At 74.0% G+C, this 18,812-nt stretch carries 18 protein-coding genes; 6 read left to right on the top strand and 12 right to left on the bottom strand.

Annotated features, from left to right (window positions below):
• Positions 1 to 167 precede the first annotated feature (167 nt).
• The 8 genes from prfA to RM540_RS10555 form a co-directional block, all read right to left on the bottom strand.
• Complete coding sequence (gene prfA, locus RM540_RS10590) at positions 168 to 1,253, bottom strand: peptide chain release factor 1 (protein WP_311663870.1); 1,086 nt, start codon at positions 1,251 to 1,253, stop codon at positions 168 to 170.
• A 129-nt stretch (positions 1,254 to 1,382) separates the two neighbouring features.
• Positions 1,383 to 1,880 carry a hypothetical protein gene (locus RM540_RS10585; RefSeq protein ID WP_311663868.1) on the bottom strand — a complete coding sequence of 166 codons (498 nt, stop codon included), beginning with the start codon at positions 1,878 to 1,880 and terminating at the stop codon, positions 1,383 to 1,385.
• 68 nt (positions 1,881 to 1,948) lie between these two features.
• Positions 1,949 to 3,784: a glutamine--fructose-6-phosphate transaminase (isomerizing) gene (gene glmS / locus RM540_RS10580; RefSeq protein WP_311663866.1), complete on the bottom strand. Its 1,836-nt coding sequence runs from the start codon at positions 3,782 to 3,784 to the stop codon at positions 1,949 to 1,951.
• Between the two features lie 243 nt (positions 3,785 to 4,027).
• Positions 4,028 to 5,083: a 3-deoxy-7-phosphoheptulonate synthase gene (gene aroF, locus RM540_RS10575; protein WP_311663864.1), complete on the bottom strand. Its 1,056-nt coding sequence runs from the start codon at positions 5,081 to 5,083 to the stop codon at positions 4,028 to 4,030.
• A gap of 575 nt (positions 5,084 to 5,658) precedes the next feature.
• Positions 5,659 to 5,883 carry a type II toxin-antitoxin system prevent-host-death family antitoxin gene (locus RM540_RS10570; RefSeq protein WP_311663862.1) on the bottom strand — a complete coding sequence of 75 codons (225 nt, stop codon included), beginning with the start codon at positions 5,881 to 5,883 and terminating at the stop codon, positions 5,659 to 5,661.
• 29 nt (positions 5,884 to 5,912) lie between these two features.
• Complete coding sequence (gene lptB / locus RM540_RS10565) at positions 5,913 to 6,752, bottom strand: LPS export ABC transporter ATP-binding protein (RefSeq protein ID WP_311663860.1); 840 nt, start codon at positions 6,750 to 6,752, stop codon at positions 5,913 to 5,915.
• 23 nt (positions 6,753 to 6,775) lie between these two features.
• The gene (locus tag RM540_RS10560) at positions 6,776 to 8,809 is read right to left on the bottom strand and encodes an OstA-like protein (protein WP_311663857.1); all 2,034 of its coding nucleotides are present in this window, start codon (positions 8,807 to 8,809) and stop codon (positions 6,776 to 6,778) included.
• Positions 8,810 to 8,961: 152 nt separating this feature from the next.
• Positions 8,962 to 9,849 (bottom strand): hypothetical protein, encoded by an 888-nt coding sequence (locus RM540_RS10555; protein WP_311663855.1) that lies wholly within the window; start codon positions 9,847 to 9,849, stop codon positions 8,962 to 8,964.
• 446 nt (positions 9,850 to 10,295) lie between these two features.
• Between RM540_RS10555 and RM540_RS10550 the strand changes: the two genes are divergently transcribed.
• Genes RM540_RS10550 through RM540_RS10540 form a run of 3 tightly spaced genes read left to right on the top strand, consistent with a single transcriptional unit; the run spans position 10,296 to position 12,356 of the window.
• Positions 10,296 to 10,667 (top strand): STAS domain-containing protein, encoded by a 372-nt coding sequence (locus tag RM540_RS10550; RefSeq protein WP_311663853.1) that lies wholly within the window; start codon positions 10,296 to 10,298, stop codon positions 10,665 to 10,667.
• Between the two features lie 28 nt (positions 10,668 to 10,695).
• On the top strand, positions 10,696 to 11,223 hold the full coding sequence (locus RM540_RS10545) for an ATP-binding protein (RefSeq protein ID WP_311663851.1): 528 nt from the start codon (positions 10,696 to 10,698) through the stop codon (positions 11,221 to 11,223).
• On the top strand, positions 11,220 to 12,356 hold the full coding sequence (locus tag RM540_RS10540; RefSeq protein WP_311663849.1) for a PP2C family protein-serine/threonine phosphatase: 1,137 nt from the start codon (positions 11,220 to 11,222) through the stop codon (positions 12,354 to 12,356). Before RM540_RS10545 ends, RM540_RS10540 begins: the two co-directional genes overlap by 4 nt.
• A gap of 294 nt (positions 12,357 to 12,650) precedes the next feature.
• Here the strand turns inward: RM540_RS10540 and RM540_RS10535 are convergent, their stop codons facing one another.
• Positions 12,651 to 12,941 carry a hypothetical protein gene (locus RM540_RS10535; protein ID WP_311663847.1) on the bottom strand — a complete coding sequence of 97 codons (291 nt, stop codon included), beginning with the start codon at positions 12,939 to 12,941 and terminating at the stop codon, positions 12,651 to 12,653.
• A 134-nt stretch (positions 12,942 to 13,075) separates the two neighbouring features.
• On the bottom strand, positions 13,076 to 14,134 hold the full coding sequence (gene queA / locus RM540_RS10530) for a tRNA preQ1(34) S-adenosylmethionine ribosyltransferase-isomerase QueA (RefSeq protein WP_311663845.1): 1,059 nt from the start codon (positions 14,132 to 14,134) through the stop codon (positions 13,076 to 13,078).
• A gap of 388 nt (positions 14,135 to 14,522) precedes the next feature.
• On the opposite strand from queA, the gene rlmN reads away from it, so the two are divergent.
• The 3 genes from rlmN (at position 14,523) to RM540_RS10515 (ending at position 17,714) form a co-directional block, all read left to right on the top strand.
• Entirely contained in the window at positions 14,523 to 15,617 is a 1,095-nt protein-coding gene (rlmN, locus tag RM540_RS10525; protein ID WP_311663843.1) for a dual-specificity RNA methyltransferase RlmN, read from the top strand.
• A 245-nt stretch (positions 15,618 to 15,862) separates the two neighbouring features.
• The gene (locus tag RM540_RS10520; RefSeq protein ID WP_311663841.1) at positions 15,863 to 17,245 is read left to right on the top strand and encodes a wax ester/triacylglycerol synthase family O-acyltransferase; all 1,383 of its coding nucleotides are present in this window, start codon (positions 15,863 to 15,865) and stop codon (positions 17,243 to 17,245) included.
• A 184-nt stretch (positions 17,246 to 17,429) separates the two neighbouring features.
• Positions 17,430 to 17,714 (top strand): hypothetical protein, encoded by a 285-nt coding sequence (locus RM540_RS10515; RefSeq protein WP_311663839.1) that lies wholly within the window; start codon positions 17,430 to 17,432, stop codon positions 17,712 to 17,714.
• 51 nt (positions 17,715 to 17,765) lie between these two features.
• On the opposite strand, the gene RM540_RS10510 is transcribed toward RM540_RS10515, so the two are convergent.
• Together RM540_RS10510 and RM540_RS10505 are read right to left on the bottom strand one after the other, a co-directional pair.
• The gene (locus RM540_RS10510; protein ID WP_311663837.1) at positions 17,766 to 18,242 is read right to left on the bottom strand and encodes a DinB family protein; all 477 of its coding nucleotides are present in this window, start codon (positions 18,240 to 18,242) and stop codon (positions 17,766 to 17,768) included.
• A complete protein-coding gene (locus RM540_RS10505) occupies positions 18,239 to 18,643 on the bottom strand; it encodes a GNAT family N-acetyltransferase (protein WP_311663835.1) in 405 nt (134 codons plus the stop codon). The genes RM540_RS10510 and RM540_RS10505 overlap by 4 nt, the downstream gene beginning before the upstream one ends.
• Between the last annotated feature and the right edge of the window lie 169 nt (positions 18,644 to 18,812).

The raw sequence follows: 18,812 nt of genomic DNA, 5'->3' as shown, positions 1-18,812 counted from the left end.
CCGCCCCGCCCCCATGCTGGCTGCGCCGACGCTGCGCGACCTCCCTCTCCCAATGGAAGAGGAGCCGTCGTAGAGGCCGTTTGGGCGGGGCGGAACCGCCCGAGGCTGCTCCGACCATCGCTCGGGCGGGGCGGACGCGTGGAGGAGCCCCGCCCGCGCCCGGTCCTCTACGCCCCGCCCGCAGCCTCGGCCATGCGCGCCTCGCGGTCGGCGAGGCGGAGCGCCCGGACGATCTCGTCGAGCCCGCCGTCGAGGACACCCTGGAGCGCGTGGTTCTTGTCGTCGCCTTCGAGGCGGTGGTCCGTCACGCGGCCCTGGGGCCAGTTGTACGTGCGGATCTTGCCCGAGCGGTCGCCTGAGCCCACCATCTCCTTCCGGGCCGCCGAGCGCTCGGCGTCGACCCGGTCGCGCTCGAGCTGGTAGAGTCGGCTGCGGAGCACGCGGAACGCCTTGTCCTTGTTCTTGATCTGGCTCTTCTCGTCCTGGATCGAGACCACGAGCCCGGTCGGGACGTGCGTCAGGCGGACGGCCGAGTCGGTCGTGTTCACCGACTGCCCGCCCGGCCCCGACGAGCGATACACGTCGACGCGGACGTCCTGCGCCCGGATCTCGACGTCGACCTCCTCAGCCTCGGGCAGCACCGCCACCGTCGCCGCCGAGGTGTGGATGCGGCCCTGGCTCTCGGTCTGCGGCACGCGCTGGACGCGGTGGACGCCCGACTCGTACTTCATGAACCCGAACACGTCGGCGCCCTTGAGCGCGAACGTGATCTCGCGGAACCCGCCGGCTGTGCCCTCGCTCGTGTCCATTACCTCGACGCCCCAGTTGTGGGTGGCGGCGTACTTCTGGTAGACCTCGAACAGGTCGCCCGCGAACAGGGCCGCCTCGTCGCCGCCGGTCCCCGCCCGGATCTCGACGATGGCGTCGCGGACGTCCTCGGGGTCTTTCGGCACGAGCTCCTCTTCGAGCGTCGTCTCGGCCGTCGCCAGCCGGGCCTCGACGTCTTCGAGCTCGGCCTCGGCCATCTCGGCCAGCTCGCCCTCCTCGGCCGCCGCCATCTCGCGGAGCCCGGCGGCCTCGTCCGACAGCTCGCGCCACGCGCGCGCCGCCTTCACGGCCGGCTCCAGGCCCGACATCTCGCGACCCAGCGACGCCAGCTTCGCTACGTCGCTCGCCACCTCCGGCGTCGACATCTCGGCCAGCACCTCCTGGTAGCGGGCGAGCAGGGCGTCGAGGGCGTCGGCATTGATCATCGGGCGGAACGCGGGGGCGGGGCGGGTGGCGAGAACCGGGCGGGGCGGGTCCTAAATCTACCGCCCCGCCCGAGCGCGTTCCTCCCCGCCGACTCCGCGGGCGGGGCGGGGTGGCCGCCCCGTTTTCCTTCAGTTTGCCGCGTCTTTCTCCAGCCGGTACGCTCCGCCCCGGAGGACGAGGACGTAGACGTCGCGGGGCAGCCTCGGCCCCGTCACAGCGATCTCGAACCCGTCTCCCACGCCGTCGGGGAGGTCTAGAGTTGCGTCGGCCGCTACGCGGATCCGGGGGCACGCTTGGTCGCTGACGCGGACATCTAGGACCTCGATGGATAAGCCCTCCGCGGTCGGACTCGTCTCGACGACAAGCTCGTCTGCGACGCAGTAGGCCTCCTCTACGGTCCGAACGATGACGGCCGACGGAGGGATCGGCTCGGGGACCGGGAGGTCGTCGTACAGGACCAGGGGCGCAAGGCTCACGAGGACCCCGCCCTCGACAGGCAGCAGGTCGTCGCCCGACGAGTCGCAGCCGACGACCAACACGGCAAAAACCAGCAGGAGCGCGCGCATGGGCGGGGTGGCGTGTGAGGCCGGCGACGCTACGACGCCCACCCCGCCCGTCCCAAACACCGTGCACCGCCCCGCCCTTTGGGTCCGCCCGCGGCGGACGGGGTGGCTCGTCTCCCCCGCCCCGCCCGCTACTCCACCGTCACGCTCTTAGCGAGGTTGCGCGGCTGGTCCACGTCGGCCCCGCGCATGACGGCGATGTGGTAGCTGAGCAGCTGGAGCGGGATCACGGTCAGGAGCGGCTCCAGCGCATCGATCGTCTTGGGCACCTCGACCACGTACTCGGCGAGCGCGTCGAGGTCGCGGTTGCCCTCGTCCGTGATCGCGATGACCGTCCCGCCGCGGGCGGCGACCTCCTCGATGTTCGAGACCACCTTCTCGTAGGTCGCGTCGCGCGTGGCGATAAACACGACGGGCATGAACTGGTCGATCAGCGCGATCGGCCCGTGCTTCATCTCGGCCGCCGGGTAGCCCTCGGCGTGGATGTAGGAGATCTCCTTGAGCTTGAGCGCGCCTTCGAGCGCGACCGGGAAGTTGGCGCCGCGCCCGAGGTAGAGGAAGTTCGAGGCGTAGCGGTAGTCGCGGGCCATCCGGCGGATCTGCTCCTCGCCGTCGAGGACCGTCTGGATCTGGGCCGGGATGGCGGCGAGCGCCTCGGCGTGGCGGCGGACCTCGTCCTGGGAGAGCACGCCGCGCTCGGCGCCCAGGAGCAGCGCGATCTGGGCCAGCACCGCCACCTGCGCCGTGAACGCCTTCGTCGACGCGACGCCGATCTCTGGCCCGGCGTGGAGGTACACGCCGGCGTCCGTCTCGCGGGCGATCGTCGACCCGACCGCGTTGACCAGCCCGACGGCGAGGCACCCCGCCCCCTGCGCCTGGCGGACCGCCGCGAGCGTGTCGGCCGTCTCGCCGGACTGCGAAATGACGATGACCACGTCCCGCTCGGTGAGGACGGGGTTCCGGTACCGGAACTCCGACGCGTACTCGACCTCGACCGGGACGCGCGCGAGCGCTTCGATGAGGTACTCGCCTGCGAGCCCGGCGTGCCAGCTCGTCCCGCACGCGCAGATCACGATCCGCTCGGCCTCGACGAGCTGCGGGAGCACCTTCTGGAGCCCGCCCAGCCGAATCTGCCCCTCCTGGGGGTGCACGCGGCCGCGCATGGCGTCGGCGACCGAGTGCGGCTGCTCCATGATCTCCTTGAGCATGAAGTGCTCGTAGCCGCCCTTCTCGATCTCCTCCAGGTCCCACTCGAGCGCGTGGACCTCCTTCGAGACCGGCGCCCCGTCGATCTGAAACACTTTGTAGCCGTCGCGCCGGACGACCGCCATCTCGCCGTCCGAGAGGTACACCACGTTCCGCGTGTACTCGATAAACGGGCTCGCGTCGGAGCCGATAAAGTATTCGCCGTCGCCGATCCCGAGCAGGAGCGGCGAGCCGTTGCGGGCGACGACGAGCATGTCGGGGTCGTCGCGGCTGATGCCCACGATCCCGTACGCCCCGTCCACCTGCGTCAGCGCCTGGCGGACGGCCTCGGGGAAGCTCAGGTCGGCCTCGTTCTGGACGTCCTCGATAAAGTGGGCGAGCACCTCAGTGTCCGTCTCCGACTCGAACGTGTACCCCTTCTCGATGAGCCGCTTTTTGATGGCCCCGTAGTTTTCGATGATCCCGTTGTGGATGATCGCGAACGACCCGTCCGACGCCTCGTGCGGGTGCGCGTTGACGTCGTTCGGCGGCCCGTGCGTGGCCCACCGCGTGTGGCCGACGCCGACGGTCCCGCTCACGGGCCGGGCGTCGAGGAGCTTGGCGAGCTCGTCGACCTTGCCCTCCTTTTTGCGCACGTCGAGCGCCCCGTTGACGACGGCGACGCCCGCCGAGTCGTACCCGCGGTACTCGAGCCGGCGGAGCCCGCTCACGAGGAGGTCGCCCGCTTCGCGGGGTCCGATGTATCCGACGATGCCACACATAGAATTTGGGGGGAGGAGGGTCGAGGTCTGGGGCCGCCCCCACATTAGCAAGAACGGGGCCACGTCCGACGTGGGGCGAAGGAGGATGTGGACGAGAAGAGGAGAAGAGGCGGGCAAGCGCCGCGCCCTCCACCCCGACGGCACGCGCGGGCGGGGCGGCCCTCCTCCACCCCGCCCCGACGGCACGCGCCGCAGAACCGCCCCGCCCGAGCCATCGGCGGGCGGGGCGGGCTCGGCCCCACCCTACGCGGCCTCGGCGACCGGGGCGGGGCGGGGCTCGGGGACGTCCCGGCCGACGGCGGCGCCGACGGCGCGGACCCGGCCCATGAGCGCGTCGAAGGCGTCGAGGTAGAGCGACTGCGGGCCGTCGGAGAGCGCCTCGGGCGGGTTGGGATGCGTCTCGATCATGAGCCCGTCGGCCCCGCACGCGACGCCAGCCAGCGCCATCGGCCCGATCTTGTCGCGGATGCCGACGCCGTGGCTGGGGTCGACGATGATGGGGAGGTGCGAGAGCTGCTTCACGACGGGCACGGCGCTGAGGTCGAGCGTGTTGCGCGTCGCCGTCTCGAAGGTGCGGATGCCACGCTCGCACAGGATCACGTCCGGGTTGCCCTCGGCGAGCACGTACTCGGCCGACATCAGCCACTCCTCGATGGTCGCCGACATGCCGCGCTTGAGGAGGACCGGGAGCCCGGCCTGCCCGACCTCCTTGAGGAGCGCGAAGTTCTGCATGTTCCGGGCGCCGATCTGGAACACGTGGGCGTAGCGGCCCACGACGTCGATCTGGCGCTCGGTCATGACCTCGGTGACCACCTTCAGGCCGTGCGCGTCGCCGGCCTCGCGGAGGATGCGCAGGCCCTCCTCGCCCATGCCCTGGAACGAGTACGGGCTCGAGCGCGGCTTGAACGCCCCGCCCCGCAGGATCTGCGCGCCGGTCGCGGCGACGGCCGCCGCCGACGCCTCGATCTGGTCGACGCCCTCGACCGAGCACGGCCCGGCCATGACGACGAGCTCCGCCCCGCCCACGGCGAGCCCGTCCACGTCGACGACGGTGTCGTCGGGGTGCCACGTCCGCGCGGCGAACTTGTACGGGCTCGTGATGCGGACGACGTCGCGGACGCCGGGGAGCACCTTGATGTGGCGGACGTCGAAGTCGGCGTCGACGCCCATCGCGCCGAGGACCACGGCCGCCCCGCCCGTCCGGTGGACGTCGAACCCGAACCCGTGGAGGGCGTCGACGAGGGCCTCGACGCGGTCGTCGGAGGCGGTGGGATCGGGGATGACGACGAGGCCGGCCATGGCAAGAGGTTTCAGGCGTGGCTGAAAGTACGCGGCGGGGCGGGGCGGGGGTGCCCGTTCACGCCGGCTTGGCGGGGCGGCCGCTCTGCGCCTCGACCGAGGGCGGGGCGGCACGTCAGGGGAGCGGTGGGGCCTTGCCACGGCGGCACCGCTCCAGCGCAAGGCTCTCGCCAAGGTGGCGCCACGAGCCGAGCTACCACAGGAGGTCGACGTCGTACGCCTGCAGGAGCGGGTCACGGGAGACGAGGCGAGCGCCCTCGGCGGCCGACTGTGCCACCAGAAGGCGATCGAACGGGTCCGGTGGTGGTGCGGGAGATCCGCCACGGTGAGCGTGTGCCGAACGGTGACCGCGAGCTCTGCAAACCCGCTCCGCTCGATCCGGTCGGGCACGCGGAGTGCGGGGGGCTCCGGCAGGTCCAGGCGCCCGAGTCCGGCTTTGATGGCGATCTCCCACGCGCTGGCGGCGCTGACGAACACGACGTTCTCCGGATTGCCAATCGCAGCCCGAGCCTCCGCAGACGGGCGCCGGTCGTCGGCCAGCCACCAGAGAAAGGCGTGGGTGTTGAGGAGGAGCCTCACGCCTCGAAGCCGTCGAGCACGTCGCGCGGGAGGGGCGCGTCGAAGTCGCCGGACACCCGGAGCCGCCCGGCGTCCAGCCCCGGCCGCCGCTCGGCCGCGACCACCCGGGCGACCGTCCGCTCGCCGTCGGTGACGAGCACCTCCCCGCCCTCGCGAACGACGCGGTTGAGGAGCCCGCGGAGCGCGGGCGGGAGGTCGTGGAGCGAGACGACGTGAGACATCGTGGTGGCTGCGCGGGCGGGGTGGTCCGTCAAACGGCCGGGGCGGGCGGCGGGTCCTGGCCGCGGCGGTACCGCTCCAGCGTGAAGCTCTCGCCGAGGTACCGGCGCCGGACCTCGGGGTTGGCCGCGAGCTCCTCGGCCGTGCCCTCGACGAAGATCTTGCCGTCGTAGAGGAGGTACGCACGGTCCGTGATCGCCAGCGTCTCGTGGACGTTGTGGTCCGTGATGAGCACGCCGATGCCGCGCTCGCGGAGGTCGACCACGATGCGCATGATGTCCTCGACGGCGATCGGGTCGACGCCGGCGAACGGCTCGTCGAGCAGGATGAACTGCGGCCGCGTGGCGATGGCGCGCGCGATCTCAGTCCGCCGGCGCTCGCCGCCCGAGAGCTGGTTGCCCTTCGAGCGGCGGACGACGCCCAGCCCGAACTCATCGATGAGCGCCTCGACGCGGGCCTCCTTCTCGTCGCGGCCGATGTCCTGGAAGTCGAGGACGGCGCGAAGGTTGTCCTCGACCGACATCGACCCGAACACGGACGCCTCCTGGGCGAGGTAGCCGATGCCGAGCCGCGCGCGGCGGTACATGGGCGTCCGCGTGATGCGGCGCTCCGCCCCGCCCTCGCGGCCCAGGAACACCTCGCCGGCGTCGGGGCGGACCATGCCGACGACCATGTAGAACGTGGTCGTCTTGCCGGCCCCGTTGGGTCCGAGCAGTCCCACGCACGTTCCCTGCTCGACGCGGAGCGAGACGCCGTCGACCACGCGGCGGCGGCGGTAGGACTTGGCCAGCCCCTCGGCGCGGAGCACGAGGGGCGCGTCCGGCCCAGCCTGGACAGCGGGCGGGGCGGCGGGCGGGGCGGGGCTCTCCATGCGCCGAAGCTACGGGCGCGCCGTCACGGGCCTCCCCCACCCCGCCCCACGGCGGCCGTCGCGGGCGTGACGCCGGGCGGGGCGGGCTCGGGCGGGGCGGGCGGGGCGCCGGGCGGTCGGAGCCACGCGGCCGGCGGCCCGTTCGCCTCCAGCCACGCGGCCTCCCAGCCCGCGCCGAGCACCGACGCGCGCGTGGGCGCCCCGCCCGCATCGGGTCCGCCCGGCGTGAAGGCGAAGCCGGGCAGGCGGAGGCCACCCGGCACGCTGGCGGCGGGGAAGCTCGTGCCCTGGACGCCGCGGTAGCCCGAGAGGTCGCGGAGCTCGCCGTCACGGAACCGGAAGTCGAGGCTGTCGGCCGAGACCTGGTCGGCGCCGGCGAGCAAGCCCTCGGGGCTCGCGCGGTGGTAGAGGGCCTGCGCCGTCGGCCACACGCTGAGGAGGCGGAGGTCGCCGCCCTCGAAGCGGCCGAGCATCTGGCCGCCGGCGATCTGCTGGAGCCGGCCGAGCGTCGAGTCGGGGCTGCCGGCGAAGGCCGTGCCGAGCACGCGGAGCGAGTCGAGCGCGCCCGCGCGGGCCACGGCGAGCAGGCTGTCGCCGGTAAGCTGCGCCCCGCTCGCCCAGACCGACGGGCGCGCGGCGCCGAACAGGCCGAGCCGGTCGACCGCCCCGCCCGTGCTCGCGGAGTCGCCTGCGGAGTCGGGCGGGGCCGTGGGGGCGGGGCGGCGGAGGAACCAGACGGAGTCGGCGACGGCGGACAGCTTCGCCTGCCACAGCCGCACGCCGCCGGCCGCCGCCAGCGTCTGGAGCGTGTCGGCGCCGGCTACCACGCGCGCGGCGTCGATCCGCGGCGCGCGCGCGAGCGTCGAGACGACGCGGCCCGTCGAGTCGGCGCGGAGCACGACGAGGAGCGGGTCCCGGGCGGGGTCCGCCCCGCCCGCTAGCGGCGCCGGGCGCGGCGGCAGGCGGGCCGCGAGGCTGTCGGGCGGCGCCTCCACCCCGCCCACGCTGGCAGAGTCGGGCGGGGCGGCGGCGCTGTCGGACGGAACGCCGAGGCTGTCGGGCGGGGCGGGGTCGCCGGGCGGGGTGGCGAGGCTGTCGGGCGGGGCGGCCTTGGGAGCGGGGCGTGCCGCGCCGGGCGCCTCCTCGGGCGTGCCGCGGACGCTCGCGGTTTCGGCCTGGCCGTCGAACACGAGCCGCTCGCCGAACAGGAACGTCCGCCGGCTGGAGTCGGCCGGGGCCACGGGGCGCTCGGCGTCGGTGCCGCCCTCGCCGATCCGCTCGACGACGGCGTGCCCGTAGGCCCGCGCCCGCTCGGTGCGCCGGAAGTAGACGACGGAGTCAGCCCAGAGGCGGGCGTCGGGGCGCCGGAGGCGGACGTCGCCGGCCACGTCGGCGCGGCGGCCGCCGGCGTCATAGGTCCCGCGCGCGGCGGTCAGCACGCCCGTCGAGTCCTCGATCTGGAGCGGCCCGTCGAGATCGGCCACGCGCCTCGCCGAGCTGTAGGTCCCGCTCGGCGCCGTGAGCCGCGCGCCGCGGTGGAGGATCGTGCCCCCGCCCGAGAACGCCGACACCTCGGCCCGGCTGTCGTACGTCACAACGGGCGCCAGCAGGACCGACTCGCCGTCGCCCAGGCGGACCGCCCCGCTCGCGGCGGCCACCTTCGTGTTGGAGTCGTAGCGGACGGCCTCGGCCGTGAGCGTGTCGCGGCCGGACACGATGCGGACGTCGCCGTCGAGCGCCGTCTCGCCGCGGGCCTCGTAGATCGTCGCCTGGCGGGCCGAGAGCAGCGTCGTGTCCTGGCGCAGCCGAACGTTGCCGACGAGCCGCCGGACGGTCCCGGCCGAGTCGACGCTGGCCTCGGTGTAGTCGGCGCCGAGGATCTCGACGCGCCGCGTCTGCGCCTCGGCGGGCGGGGCGGCGACAAGCGCGCACAAGACGGCGAGCAGCAGGGCCGCCCCGCCCCACGTCTCGCGCCGGGTGCGTCGGGCGGCGCCGGGCGGGGCGGCCGCCGGAAGCCATGTGCCTGGACTAACAGCCGGCCCCAGGCCGCCCCTCACCCTGTCCCTCTCCCGGGGGGAGAGGGGACGTCGTAGGGGCGGGGCGGAACCGAGCGCCGCACTCCAATCATCCAGGTTCGGACCCCGCCCCGCCCGAGGCGAGGCGGGCAGGGTGGAGTGCCCCCGTCTCTCTCCCCTCTTCCCTCTCCCCCTCACTCCGCCACCTCGATCTCGCCGGTCACGTTGCGGAACGAGTAGCGCGTGAGGTCGGCCGAGGCCACGAGCCCGACGCCGCGGACGCGCTCGCCGGGGCCGTCGAACGAGAACGCGCCCGGCGCGCGGAACCGGCCCGCGCCCTCGTCCCAGATCACGCGGCCCGCCTGGAGCGTCCGCCCGCCCGACGCCGCCACGCGGACGCTTCCGGTCGCTTCGTAGCGCCCGCCGCCGGACCCGCTCACCGTCCGCGCCTGGACCGTCGCCTGGGCCTGGCCGCCCAGCCGGACCGTCGTGCCGCCGGACGCCGTGAACGCGCCGCCCGGCCGCGTCGTGAGGCGCGCGGCCTCGACGTCGGCCCCGCCCGTGTCGGGTCCGCCCCCGCCCTGGACCGTGGCCCGGACGTCGCCCTCGGCCTCGACGGTGTCGTCGACCAGCGTGAGCCGGCGGGCCTGGATGTCGGCCCCGCCGTCGCCGCGGACCGTCGTTCGCACGCCGCCCTCGGTCACGAGGCGGCCGTCGCCCTCGTAGTACCACGCCTCGCGGGCGCGGATGTCGGCGAGCGGCGCGCCCTCGTCGTCGTAGACCGCGATGTCGACCGCCCCGCCCCGCCCGGCCGCCCCCGCCCCGCCCGTGCCCTCGGGGGCTGGGCCGAGGTAGACGAACGTGGTGTCGGGGCGCCGGTAGCGGGCGAGGTAGGGGGCGTCGATTTCGAGGCGCGACCGGCCGTCGGCGCTCGAGCGCAGCGAGGCGTCCCAGCTCTCGCTCTCCGGGAGGTCCTCAATCTCAGTCCCCGGCGGGAGCCCGTCCGGCGCCGCCCGCGTGCACCCGCCGGCGACGAGCGCGGCGACGGCGAGGACGACGAGGGACGGGCGGAGGGGACGCACGGCGCGAAGGTAGGGCGGGGCGGGGTGGGCGGAGCGCCGGGCGGCGAGGGTCCCGCCAAGCCGCCCGCACCCGCCGCCTCCGCGTGGGCGGGGCGGTCGAATCGCCCCAGGCGGGTTACGGATCGTAGGCCCGGCGGGGCGCCGGCAGCGCAGCAGGCTCCGGGGAAACGGCCGGGCGGGGCGGGTTCGCGCTCCGCCCCGCCCGAGCCCCCTCCGCTGCGCCTGGAGGCGCCCAAGCGCCCGCTCCCCTGCGCGGGAGGCCGCTCCCGCAACTCGGAACCGAGGCAGCCGCCCAGCGAGCCGGGGGAGCGCGTCGGTACGCGTCCGCCCCGCCCCGACGCCGCCGCCGGACCGCGCGGGCGGGGTGGTACGATATTCGTCAGGGAAGCCGGTCGCCGCGGCCGTCATGGTCTCCCCGCGCACCCATCGCCCCCCGGGCACACCCCATGAGCTTCACGTTTCAGAAAGCGTCCCCCACGGCGGCCGTCGTCCGCATCGGGAAGGCGCTCGACTTCCGCAGCGCCGCCGAGTTCAAGGCGGCCTGCCAGGAGCACGCCCGGCAGGGCACCCGCTACTACGTCCTCGACTTTACGGGCACCGGCATCCTCGATTCGACCGGGCTCGGCGTCATCTTCTCGCTGTACCGCCAGCTCACGCCGGCCGGGGGCCAGGTCGTGTTCGCGGCCGTGAGCCGGCCGGTCCAGGTCGTCGTTCAGCTGACGCGGACCTACAAGGTGTTCCGCCAGTTCCCGACCGTCGAGGCCGCCCTCGACGCCCGGTCCGAAGCCCCGGCGCAGAAGCCGGCGGGCTCGGCCTGAGGCCGGTCCGTCTGAAGCCGCCCCGCCCGTGCCGTCGTTCCACTTCCACGACTTCGACCGCGTCATCGACCAGGTCCACGACCTGTTCGACGCGTGGGCCGAGGCCGACACGTTCCGCCCGGTCCTCGAAGCCGAGGGGCTCGACGTGCTCCGGCTGGCCGTCCACGAGTGGGTCGCCAACCTCGTCCAGCACGCCTCGTTCCCCGGCTCCCGCGACGTCTGGCTGACGGTCGAGGCCGACGGCGACGGCGTCCGGTGCGCGGTCGAGGACTCGTCCGCCGGGTTCGACTTCACGGACCAGCTCGCGCGCCAGCGAGAGGCCCTCGACCGCCCCGCCCCGTCGGAGCGCGGGCGCGGGCTGCTCATGCTCATCACGTGCGCCGAGGACCTCGGGTACCGCCCCGCCCGCCCCGGCGTGAACCAGCGGGTCACGTTCACGGTCCGCGGCCGGGCCGGCGGCGCGCTCGACGTCCTGTTCCGCGCGGCCGACCGCCTCCCGTCGCCCGGGGGCGACGGCGCTCCCCCCGACGGCCTCCCCCCCGCCCCGCCCCCATGACGAACAAGCCCTCCGTCCTCGTCGCCGAGGACAACACGACGCTCCGGCGGCTGCTCGAGTACCGGCTGGGCAAGCAGTTCGACGTCCGCGTGGCCGAGAACGGCGAGCGGGCGCTGGCGCTCGTCGAGGAGCAGGCCCCGGACCTCATCGTGTCCGACATCATGATGCCGGTCATGGACGGGTTCGCGCTGCTGGCCGCGCTCCAGGCCGACCCCGCGACCGAGGCCATCCCGTTCATCTTCCTCACAGCCAAGTCCGACGACGTCGCGCGCCAGCAGGGGCTCCGCAAGGGCGTCGACGACTACCTCACGAAGCCGTTCGACGTCGATCACCTCGTCACGCGCGTGGGCCAGATCGTCCAGCGGAGCCAGGTCTACCAGAGCCGGTTGACGGCGAAGATCGGCCGCGACTTCTCGGACCGGCTCCTCCCCCGCGACATGCCCTCGGAGCCCGGCTACCGCGCCGTATTCTTTTCGCGCCCCAAGGAGGACGGCGGCGGCGACCTCTTCGACTGGACGCGCGCCGAGGACGGGTCGTACCTGTTCACGGTCGGCGACATCATGGGCAAAGGGCTCCAGGCCAAGTTCTACGCCTTCAGCTTCCTCTCGTACATCCGCTCGACGGTCCACGTCATGCTCCGCGAGACGCGGAGCCCGGCGGCGCTCATGACGCGCGTGAACGAGACGCTCATCAACGACCAGGTCCTCGAAGAGACGTTCGCGTCGCTGCTCATCCTGCGCTGGGAGCCCGAGCACGACCGGGTGACGTACGCGAACGCCGGCCACTGCCGGCCCATCCTGGCCTCGCCCGACGGCCCCGGCATCGTCGAGCACTCGGACCTCATCCTGGGCCTCGACCCGGGCGCCGTCTACCAGGACCGGACCCTCGACCTGCCGCCGGGCTCGGCCCTCCTGTGCTACACCGACGGGCTCAACGAGCAGGTGGCGCGCTCGGGCGCCATGTTCGGCGAGGGCGGGGTGGCGCTCGGGGCGCAGGCCGCGCTGGAGAACGGGCGCCCAGTCCACGCGCTGCTCTCGTGGCTGCTCCGGCGGAGCGAGGTGCCGCGGTTCGAGGACGACGTGCTCGTGTTCTGGCTCCAGCGCGAGGCGGACCGCGCCGCGAAAGCGGCGTAGACGGAGAACGCGGTCCGCCCCCGCCGGCGGAGAGGCCCGTGCTACCACGGAGACGGTGCGGCGCGCAGCAGCGCTGACCGCGCGCTCGTGCTAGATCCCCGAGTCCGTGCGCCACTCTCCACCCCGCCCCCCCATTGCTACAAAGTCCCCTCTCCCTCTGAGAGAGGGACAGGGTGAGGGCGGGGTGGTGCACAAACCATCAAACGTAGCAGGGCGGGGCGGCGAGAACGCCCCGCCCGGAGCGGGTCCTCGCCTCTCGGGCTGCGTGGCTTGGTACCCCGCACTTCGCTCGCTCTAGGTCCGCGAGATGTGGACCTCGAACGTGTCCCCGTCTACGCGGCGGCTGTTCACCTGATGTTCGCCGTCGAAGTTGCGTCGCATGTAGTTGCGCACGCCCTGCACCTCGTTCTTGGACGCCCTGAAGGCGAGGACGTTGCCCTCTTCGAGGTCCTCGAACTGGTCGCCGATGGGGGAATACTTGCTCCGACGCGTGCCCCGCTGCTTCCTGCGGTCGGACGCCTCTTCCTGGGAAATCGTCTCGAAGCTGAATTGGGGGGCCTTTCCTTTGGATCGTGTCTTTGCCATGAGTGGGGTGGAGAGAAAAAGGGGAAGGATGCGACTGCGATGATGCCAGCCGAACGTGCCCCCTCCTATGCCCCTCGACCGCGCCCGGTTCTCCACCTCCGCGGTGCCCGCCCCGCCCCGCCAAACCCGAGCCGCTAGAGAACCACCATGCAGTCGCCGTACGAGTAGAAGCGGTAGCGCTCCTCGACCGCGTGGCGGTAGGCTCCGAGCACGTGCTCGCGCCCGCCGAACGCGGCCGTGAGAACCAGGAGCGACGAGCGGGGCAGGTGGAAGTTGGTGAGGAGCGCGTCGATGGCCCGGAAGCGGTAGCCCGGCGTGACCGTTAGGTCCGTCGGCCCGGAAAAGGCGGCGAGGCGGCCGTCGGCGCCCGCGGCCGATTCGAGCGCGCGCACCGTCGTGGTCCCCACGGCGAAGACGCGGCCGCCAGCAGCGCGGACGTCGTTGAGCGCGTCGGCCGTCGCCGCCGTCACCCTGACCGTCTCCGCCGCCACGCGGTGCGCACGGAGGTCGTCTACGTGGACCGGCTCGAACGTCCCGTAGCCCACGTGCAGCGTCACCTCGTGGACGGCCGCCCCGCCCGCGCGGAGCCGGTCGAGCACGGCCGGCGTAAAGTGGAGGCCGGCCGTCGGCGCCGCGACCGCCCCGCGCTCGCGCGCGAACACGGTCTGGTAGCGCTCGCGGTCGGCCGCGTCCGGCTCGCGGTCGACGTACTGGGGCAGCGGGAGCTGGCCGGCGGCGTCGAGCGCGGCGTCCTCGGCGGCCGCGTCGGGGAACGCCGCCCCGCCCTCCGTGAACCGGACGCGCCGGCGGCCCGTCTCGGCGTCGACCGCCACGACCTCGGCGCCGAGGCCGCTGTCGAACAGGACGCGCGCGCCCTCGCGGAGCCGCCGCCCGGGCCGCGCGAGCGCCTCCCACGTGCCGTCGCCGCCCCGCCCGACCAGGAACAGCTCGGCGCGGCCGCCCGTCGGCCGCCGCCCCACGAGCCGCGCCGGCACCACGCGCGTGTTGTTGACCACGACGGCGTCGCCGGGACGAACGAGGGCGGGGAGGTCGGCAAAGCGGCGGTCCGCGACCGCGCCCGTCGCCCGGTCGAGCACGAGCATCCGCGAGCCGTCGCGGCGGTCGGCCGGGCGCTGCGCGACGAGGGCGTCGGGGAGCGCGAAGTCGTAGGCGTCGAGGTCGTGGTCAGTCACGCGGGGAACGGGGAACGGGGAACGGGGAACGGGGAACGGGGAACGGGGAACGGGGAACGGGGAACGGGGAACGGGGAACGGAAGGTGGCGGGCGGGGCGGGGCGGCGCAACTGGGCGGGGCGGAAGACGGCCCGAATGTCAGTGGGCAGAAGATGAACCACCCCGCCCAGGCGTGGGCGGGGCGGCCGGCGTAGCGGCGTTGCATGCAACGCCGTCGGGCCGCGGCGCCCAGGGCGGGGCGGCGAGTTGTCCCGGAGTTCTCCGCCCCGCCCGAGTGCGGGGCGGGCGGGGCGGCGCGTCGGGGCGGGGCGGCTCCTGCCCCGCCCGGATTCACGGCGCGTTGGGCGGGGCGGCAGGCGAGGCCGGGGGCGCCGTCGTTTCTTGGCGTATGTCTACGCCCCGCCCCTCAGGTTCGCCCCGCCCCGACCTCCGCGCGCTCGACCAGGACGCGCTCGAAGCGCTCGCCGTCGAGATGGGCGAGCCGCGCTTCCGCGGGCGGCAGCTGTTCAAGTGGGTCCATGAGAAGGGCGCGCGGTCGTTCGCCGACATGACCGACCTGCCGGCCGCCTTCCGCGAGCGGCTGGAGGAGGCCGCCGCCATCGGGACGCTCGTCGAGGCCCGCCGGCAGCAGGCGACCGACGGGACCATCAAGAGCCTGTTCCGGCTGCCCTCGGGCCGCCACGTCGAGACCGTCCTCATCCCCGACCTCCACCCGGACGGCCGCGCGCGGCGGCTGACGGTCTGCGTGTCGTCGCAGGTCGGGTGCGCGATGGGGTGCACGTTCTGCGCGACCGGGCTCATGGGCTTCCAGGAGAACCTGACGGCGGGCCAGATCGCGGGCCAAGTCCACGCGATGGAGGCCGTCGCGCAGGAGACGTGGGGGCGGGGCGTCTCGAACGTGGTCTACATGGGCATGGGCGAGCCGCTCCAGAACTACCGCGCCGTCGTCGCCAGCACCGGCCTCATCTGCTCCGGGCTGGGGCTCTCGCCGAAGCGGATCACCGTCTCGACCGTCGGCCTCGCGCGGCGCATCCGCCAGCTGGCCGACGACCAGGCCGAGGGCACCGCCCCGCCCGTGGGCCTCGCCATCAGCCTCCACGCGCCGACGGACCCGCAGCGGAGCGCGATCATGCCCGTCAACCGCTCCGAGAAGACGGACCTCTCGGCGCTGGAGGACGCCGTCCGCCACTACCACGCGCGCACGGGCCGGCCGGTGACGTACGAGTACTGCATGTTCGCCGGCACGAACGACTCGGACGCCGACGCCCGCCGCCTCGCGCGCGTGGCCGCGTGGGCGCCCTCGAAGGTCAACCTCATCATGTACAACCCGGTCGAGGGCACGGACTTCGCGCCGTCGTCGGAGGAGCGGCTGGACGGCTTCATCCGCACGCTCGTCGGGCGGGGCGTGCGCGTGACGGTGCGGCGGAGCCGGGGCCAGGACATCGACGCGGCGTGCGGGCAGCTTGCGGTGGCGGAGGGGTAGCGGGCAGGTAGAGCAGGTAGAGCAGGTAGAGCAGGTAGAGCAGGTAGAGCAGGTAGAGCAGGTAGAGCAACGTGTCGGCGAGGGCGGGGCGGGTCAAGTCCCTTTCTGCTCCTCCACGCGCGGCTCCCACCCCGTCCTCGCACGCGAGCGGGGCGGGCGGACGCTCTACCTGCCCTCACCGCTCTACCTGCTCCCGCCGCTTCCCCCGCCCCGTCGGTAACATTCGCCCCTCCCCCGCCCCGCCCATGCGCCCGCGCCCCGTCTCGACCGCCGACGCCGCCTGGCTCCGCATGGAGAGCCCGACGAACCCGATGACCGTGACCGGCGTGCTCGGCCTGGGCGCCGAGATGTCCGTCGACACGCTGCGGCGGTGGGTCGAGGAGCGGCTGCTCGGGTTCGACCGCTTCCGCATGCGGATCGACGCGCCGGGCTCGTCGAGCCCGACGTGGGTGCCCGACGAGGCGTTCGACCTCGACCGGCACGTGATCGAGGTCGGCCTCCCCGCCCCGGGCGGACAGGCCGGGCTGGAGGCGCTCGTGAGCCGGCTCATGAGCACGCCGCTCGCCTTCGACTGCCCGCCGTGGACGTTCCACCTCGTCCACGGCGTCCAGACCGCGGGCGGGGCGGTGGGCAGCGCGATCATCGGCCGGCTCCACCACGTGATCGGCGACGGCATCGCGCTCATGCACGTGCTCCTCCACGCGGCCGACGAGCACCACGCCGGGGAGGCCGCCCCGCCCCGCCGGCCGCGGGCGTCGGCCGTCGCGCGCGTCGCGGGGACTCTGAAGGAAGCCGGCCACGAGGTGCTCGACCTCGTCACGAGCCCGTCGCACCTCGCCGACCGCGTGCAGACGGCGGGGGCCGGGGCGCAGGCCGTCGCCGGCCTCCTCGCCATGCGACCGGACTCCGAAACGGTGTTCAAGGGCTCCACGACGCCGACGAAGCGGGCGGCGTGGACGGGTCCCATCTCGCTCGACCGCGTCAAGGCCGTCGGCGACGCGCTCGGGGCCAAGGTCAACGACGTGCTGATGTCGGCGGCGGCCGGCGGCCTCCGGCGCTACTTCGCCGGGCGGGGCGAGCCGGTCGACGGCGTCGAGGTCCGGGCGGCCGTCCCCTTCAACGTCCGCGCGCTCGACCGGGCGCACGAGCTGGGCAACTCGTTCGGGCTCGTGTTCGTGCTCCTCCCCGTGGGCACGGCCTCGGCCCGCGAGCGGCTCCGCCTGACGAAGGAGCGGATGGACGCCATCAAGCGCTCGGCCGAGCCCATGGTGGTCTACGGCATCCTCCAGACGATCGGGCGGGCGCCGGGGTGGGCGCACCGGCAGGTCGTCAAGATGTTTTCGGAGAAGGCCTCGGCGGTCATGACGAACGTGCCGGGGCCGACCGAGACGCTGCACCTGCTGGGCGTCCCCGTCGAGACCATCATGTTCTGGGTCCCGCAGGCCGGCGACATCGGGCTCGGCATCAGCATCTTCAGCATGAACGGGACCGTCCGCGTGGGCGTCGGGGCGGACGCCGCCTACGCCCCGGACCCGTCCGCCCTCGCCGAGGCGTTCGAGGCCGAGTTCGCAGCGCTCGCCGACGAGTTCGCGGGCGGGGCGGAGGGCGCGGAGGGCGCAGACGACTAGCGGGCACAGCCGACGCCGACCGCCCCGCCCGCCGTTCGTGGGCGGGGTGGCCGCGCCCGGTCCGCTCGCCCGGGTCCGCCGGCCCGACCATTTTCTTGGCCCTGCGACCGCTCGCTTTGCCCCCTCCGGGAAACGCCCCGCCCCGCCCCGAGTACGTACCGCTCCCTCTCCCCTCTCCCTCGTCATGGCCTCGAACGCTACCACCCGCTCCCTCCTCGAAGTCGCCCTCGGGTTCCTCGGCGCGCTCCTCGTCGTCCCCCTCCTGTTCAAGGTGACCGGACTGGTGTTCCGGGCCGCGCTCGGCGTGGTCACCGGGCTCTTCAAGTTCTCCACCACGCGCCGGCTCCTGGGCGACCTGCTCATCGGCGGCATCACGGCGTTCCTGGCCAAGGAGAGCGTGCTCGACACCGTCTTCGGCAAGAAGGGCCGGATCGGCGACGGCCTCCTCAAGCCGCCCGTCGACCGCTAGAGCCGCCGGCCCGTCCGTACCCGCCCCGCCCACGTCGGGCGGGGCGGTCTGCTAGCCGACGTGCTTGCGCAGGGCGAGGACGGTGCCCGCGTGGAGCCCCTCGTGGTACACGTTGAACGCGAGCGCCTCGGGCAGACCCGAGAGCGTGACGCCGGGCGTGGTCGTGTAGGACCGGAACGGCGCGCCGTCGAACCGCCCCGCCCGGACGTCGGCCTCCAGGCGGTCGACGCCGTCGAGGAACAGGCGGCGCGTGGCGCCGATGTCGGGCGGGGCGGACCAGTCTGAGGGCGAGGTCCCCTTGCGGAACGCGGCGACGGCCGCGGGCGGGGCGGGCAGGTCGAGGCAGGCGAGCCCGTAGGTCAGCAGCTCGGCCGTGACGGCGACGTGGCCCACGTTCCACAGCACGTTGTTGGAGAACCCGTCGGGGACCACGAGCCACGCCTCGGGCGGCAGCCCGTCGACGGCGTCGAGGAGCGACGCGCGCGTCTTGCGAACGGCGTCGAGGGTCCAGAGTGCGGCGTCGGTCATGCCTTCCGCACCCACGCGTTCTCGACGTGCTCGAACCCGAGCCGTTCGTAGAACCCGGCCGAGATGTCCGAGTCGCGGAGCACGAGCTCGGTCCCCTTGCACCGCTCCAGAACCTCGTCCACGAGGCGCTTGCCCACGCCGCTGCCCTGGAGGTCGGGCTCGACGGCGAGGTCGCACAGGTACGACATCTGCTCACCGTCGGTGAGCACGCGGGCGAGCCCGACGAGCCGGTCGGCCTCCCACAGCGAGAGCACGAGGCTCGAGTTCTCGAACGAGCGCCGGAGCGCCTCGGGGTTGTCCGTCTTGCGCAGGAGCGGCGCGCGGCGGTACAGAGTGGCGATGCGGCCGGGCGTGAGGCCGTCGAGGGTGTCGCGCAGGACGAGCGCGCCGGGGTCGGTCATGGGGGCGGGGTGGAGAGCGGGAGAGCGGGAGAGCGGGAGAGCGGGAGAGCGGGAGAGCGGGAGAGCAAGATGCCCACCCCGCCCCGCGCGCGCCACCGGGCGGGGCGGGAAACGGCCGGAACCTTTCCATGCCCGCCCCGCCCCCTGCTCTACCTGCTCTACCTGCTCT

The sequence above is a fragment of the Rubrivirga litoralis genome (genome assembly GCF_031846415.1).
Taxonomy (GTDB): Bacteria; Bacteroidota; Rhodothermia; order Rhodothermales; family Rubricoccaceae; genus Rubrivirga; species Rubrivirga litoralis.
Note: the sequence above shows the minus strand (reverse complement) of the source record. Positions and strands in the feature narration are given on the sequence as shown.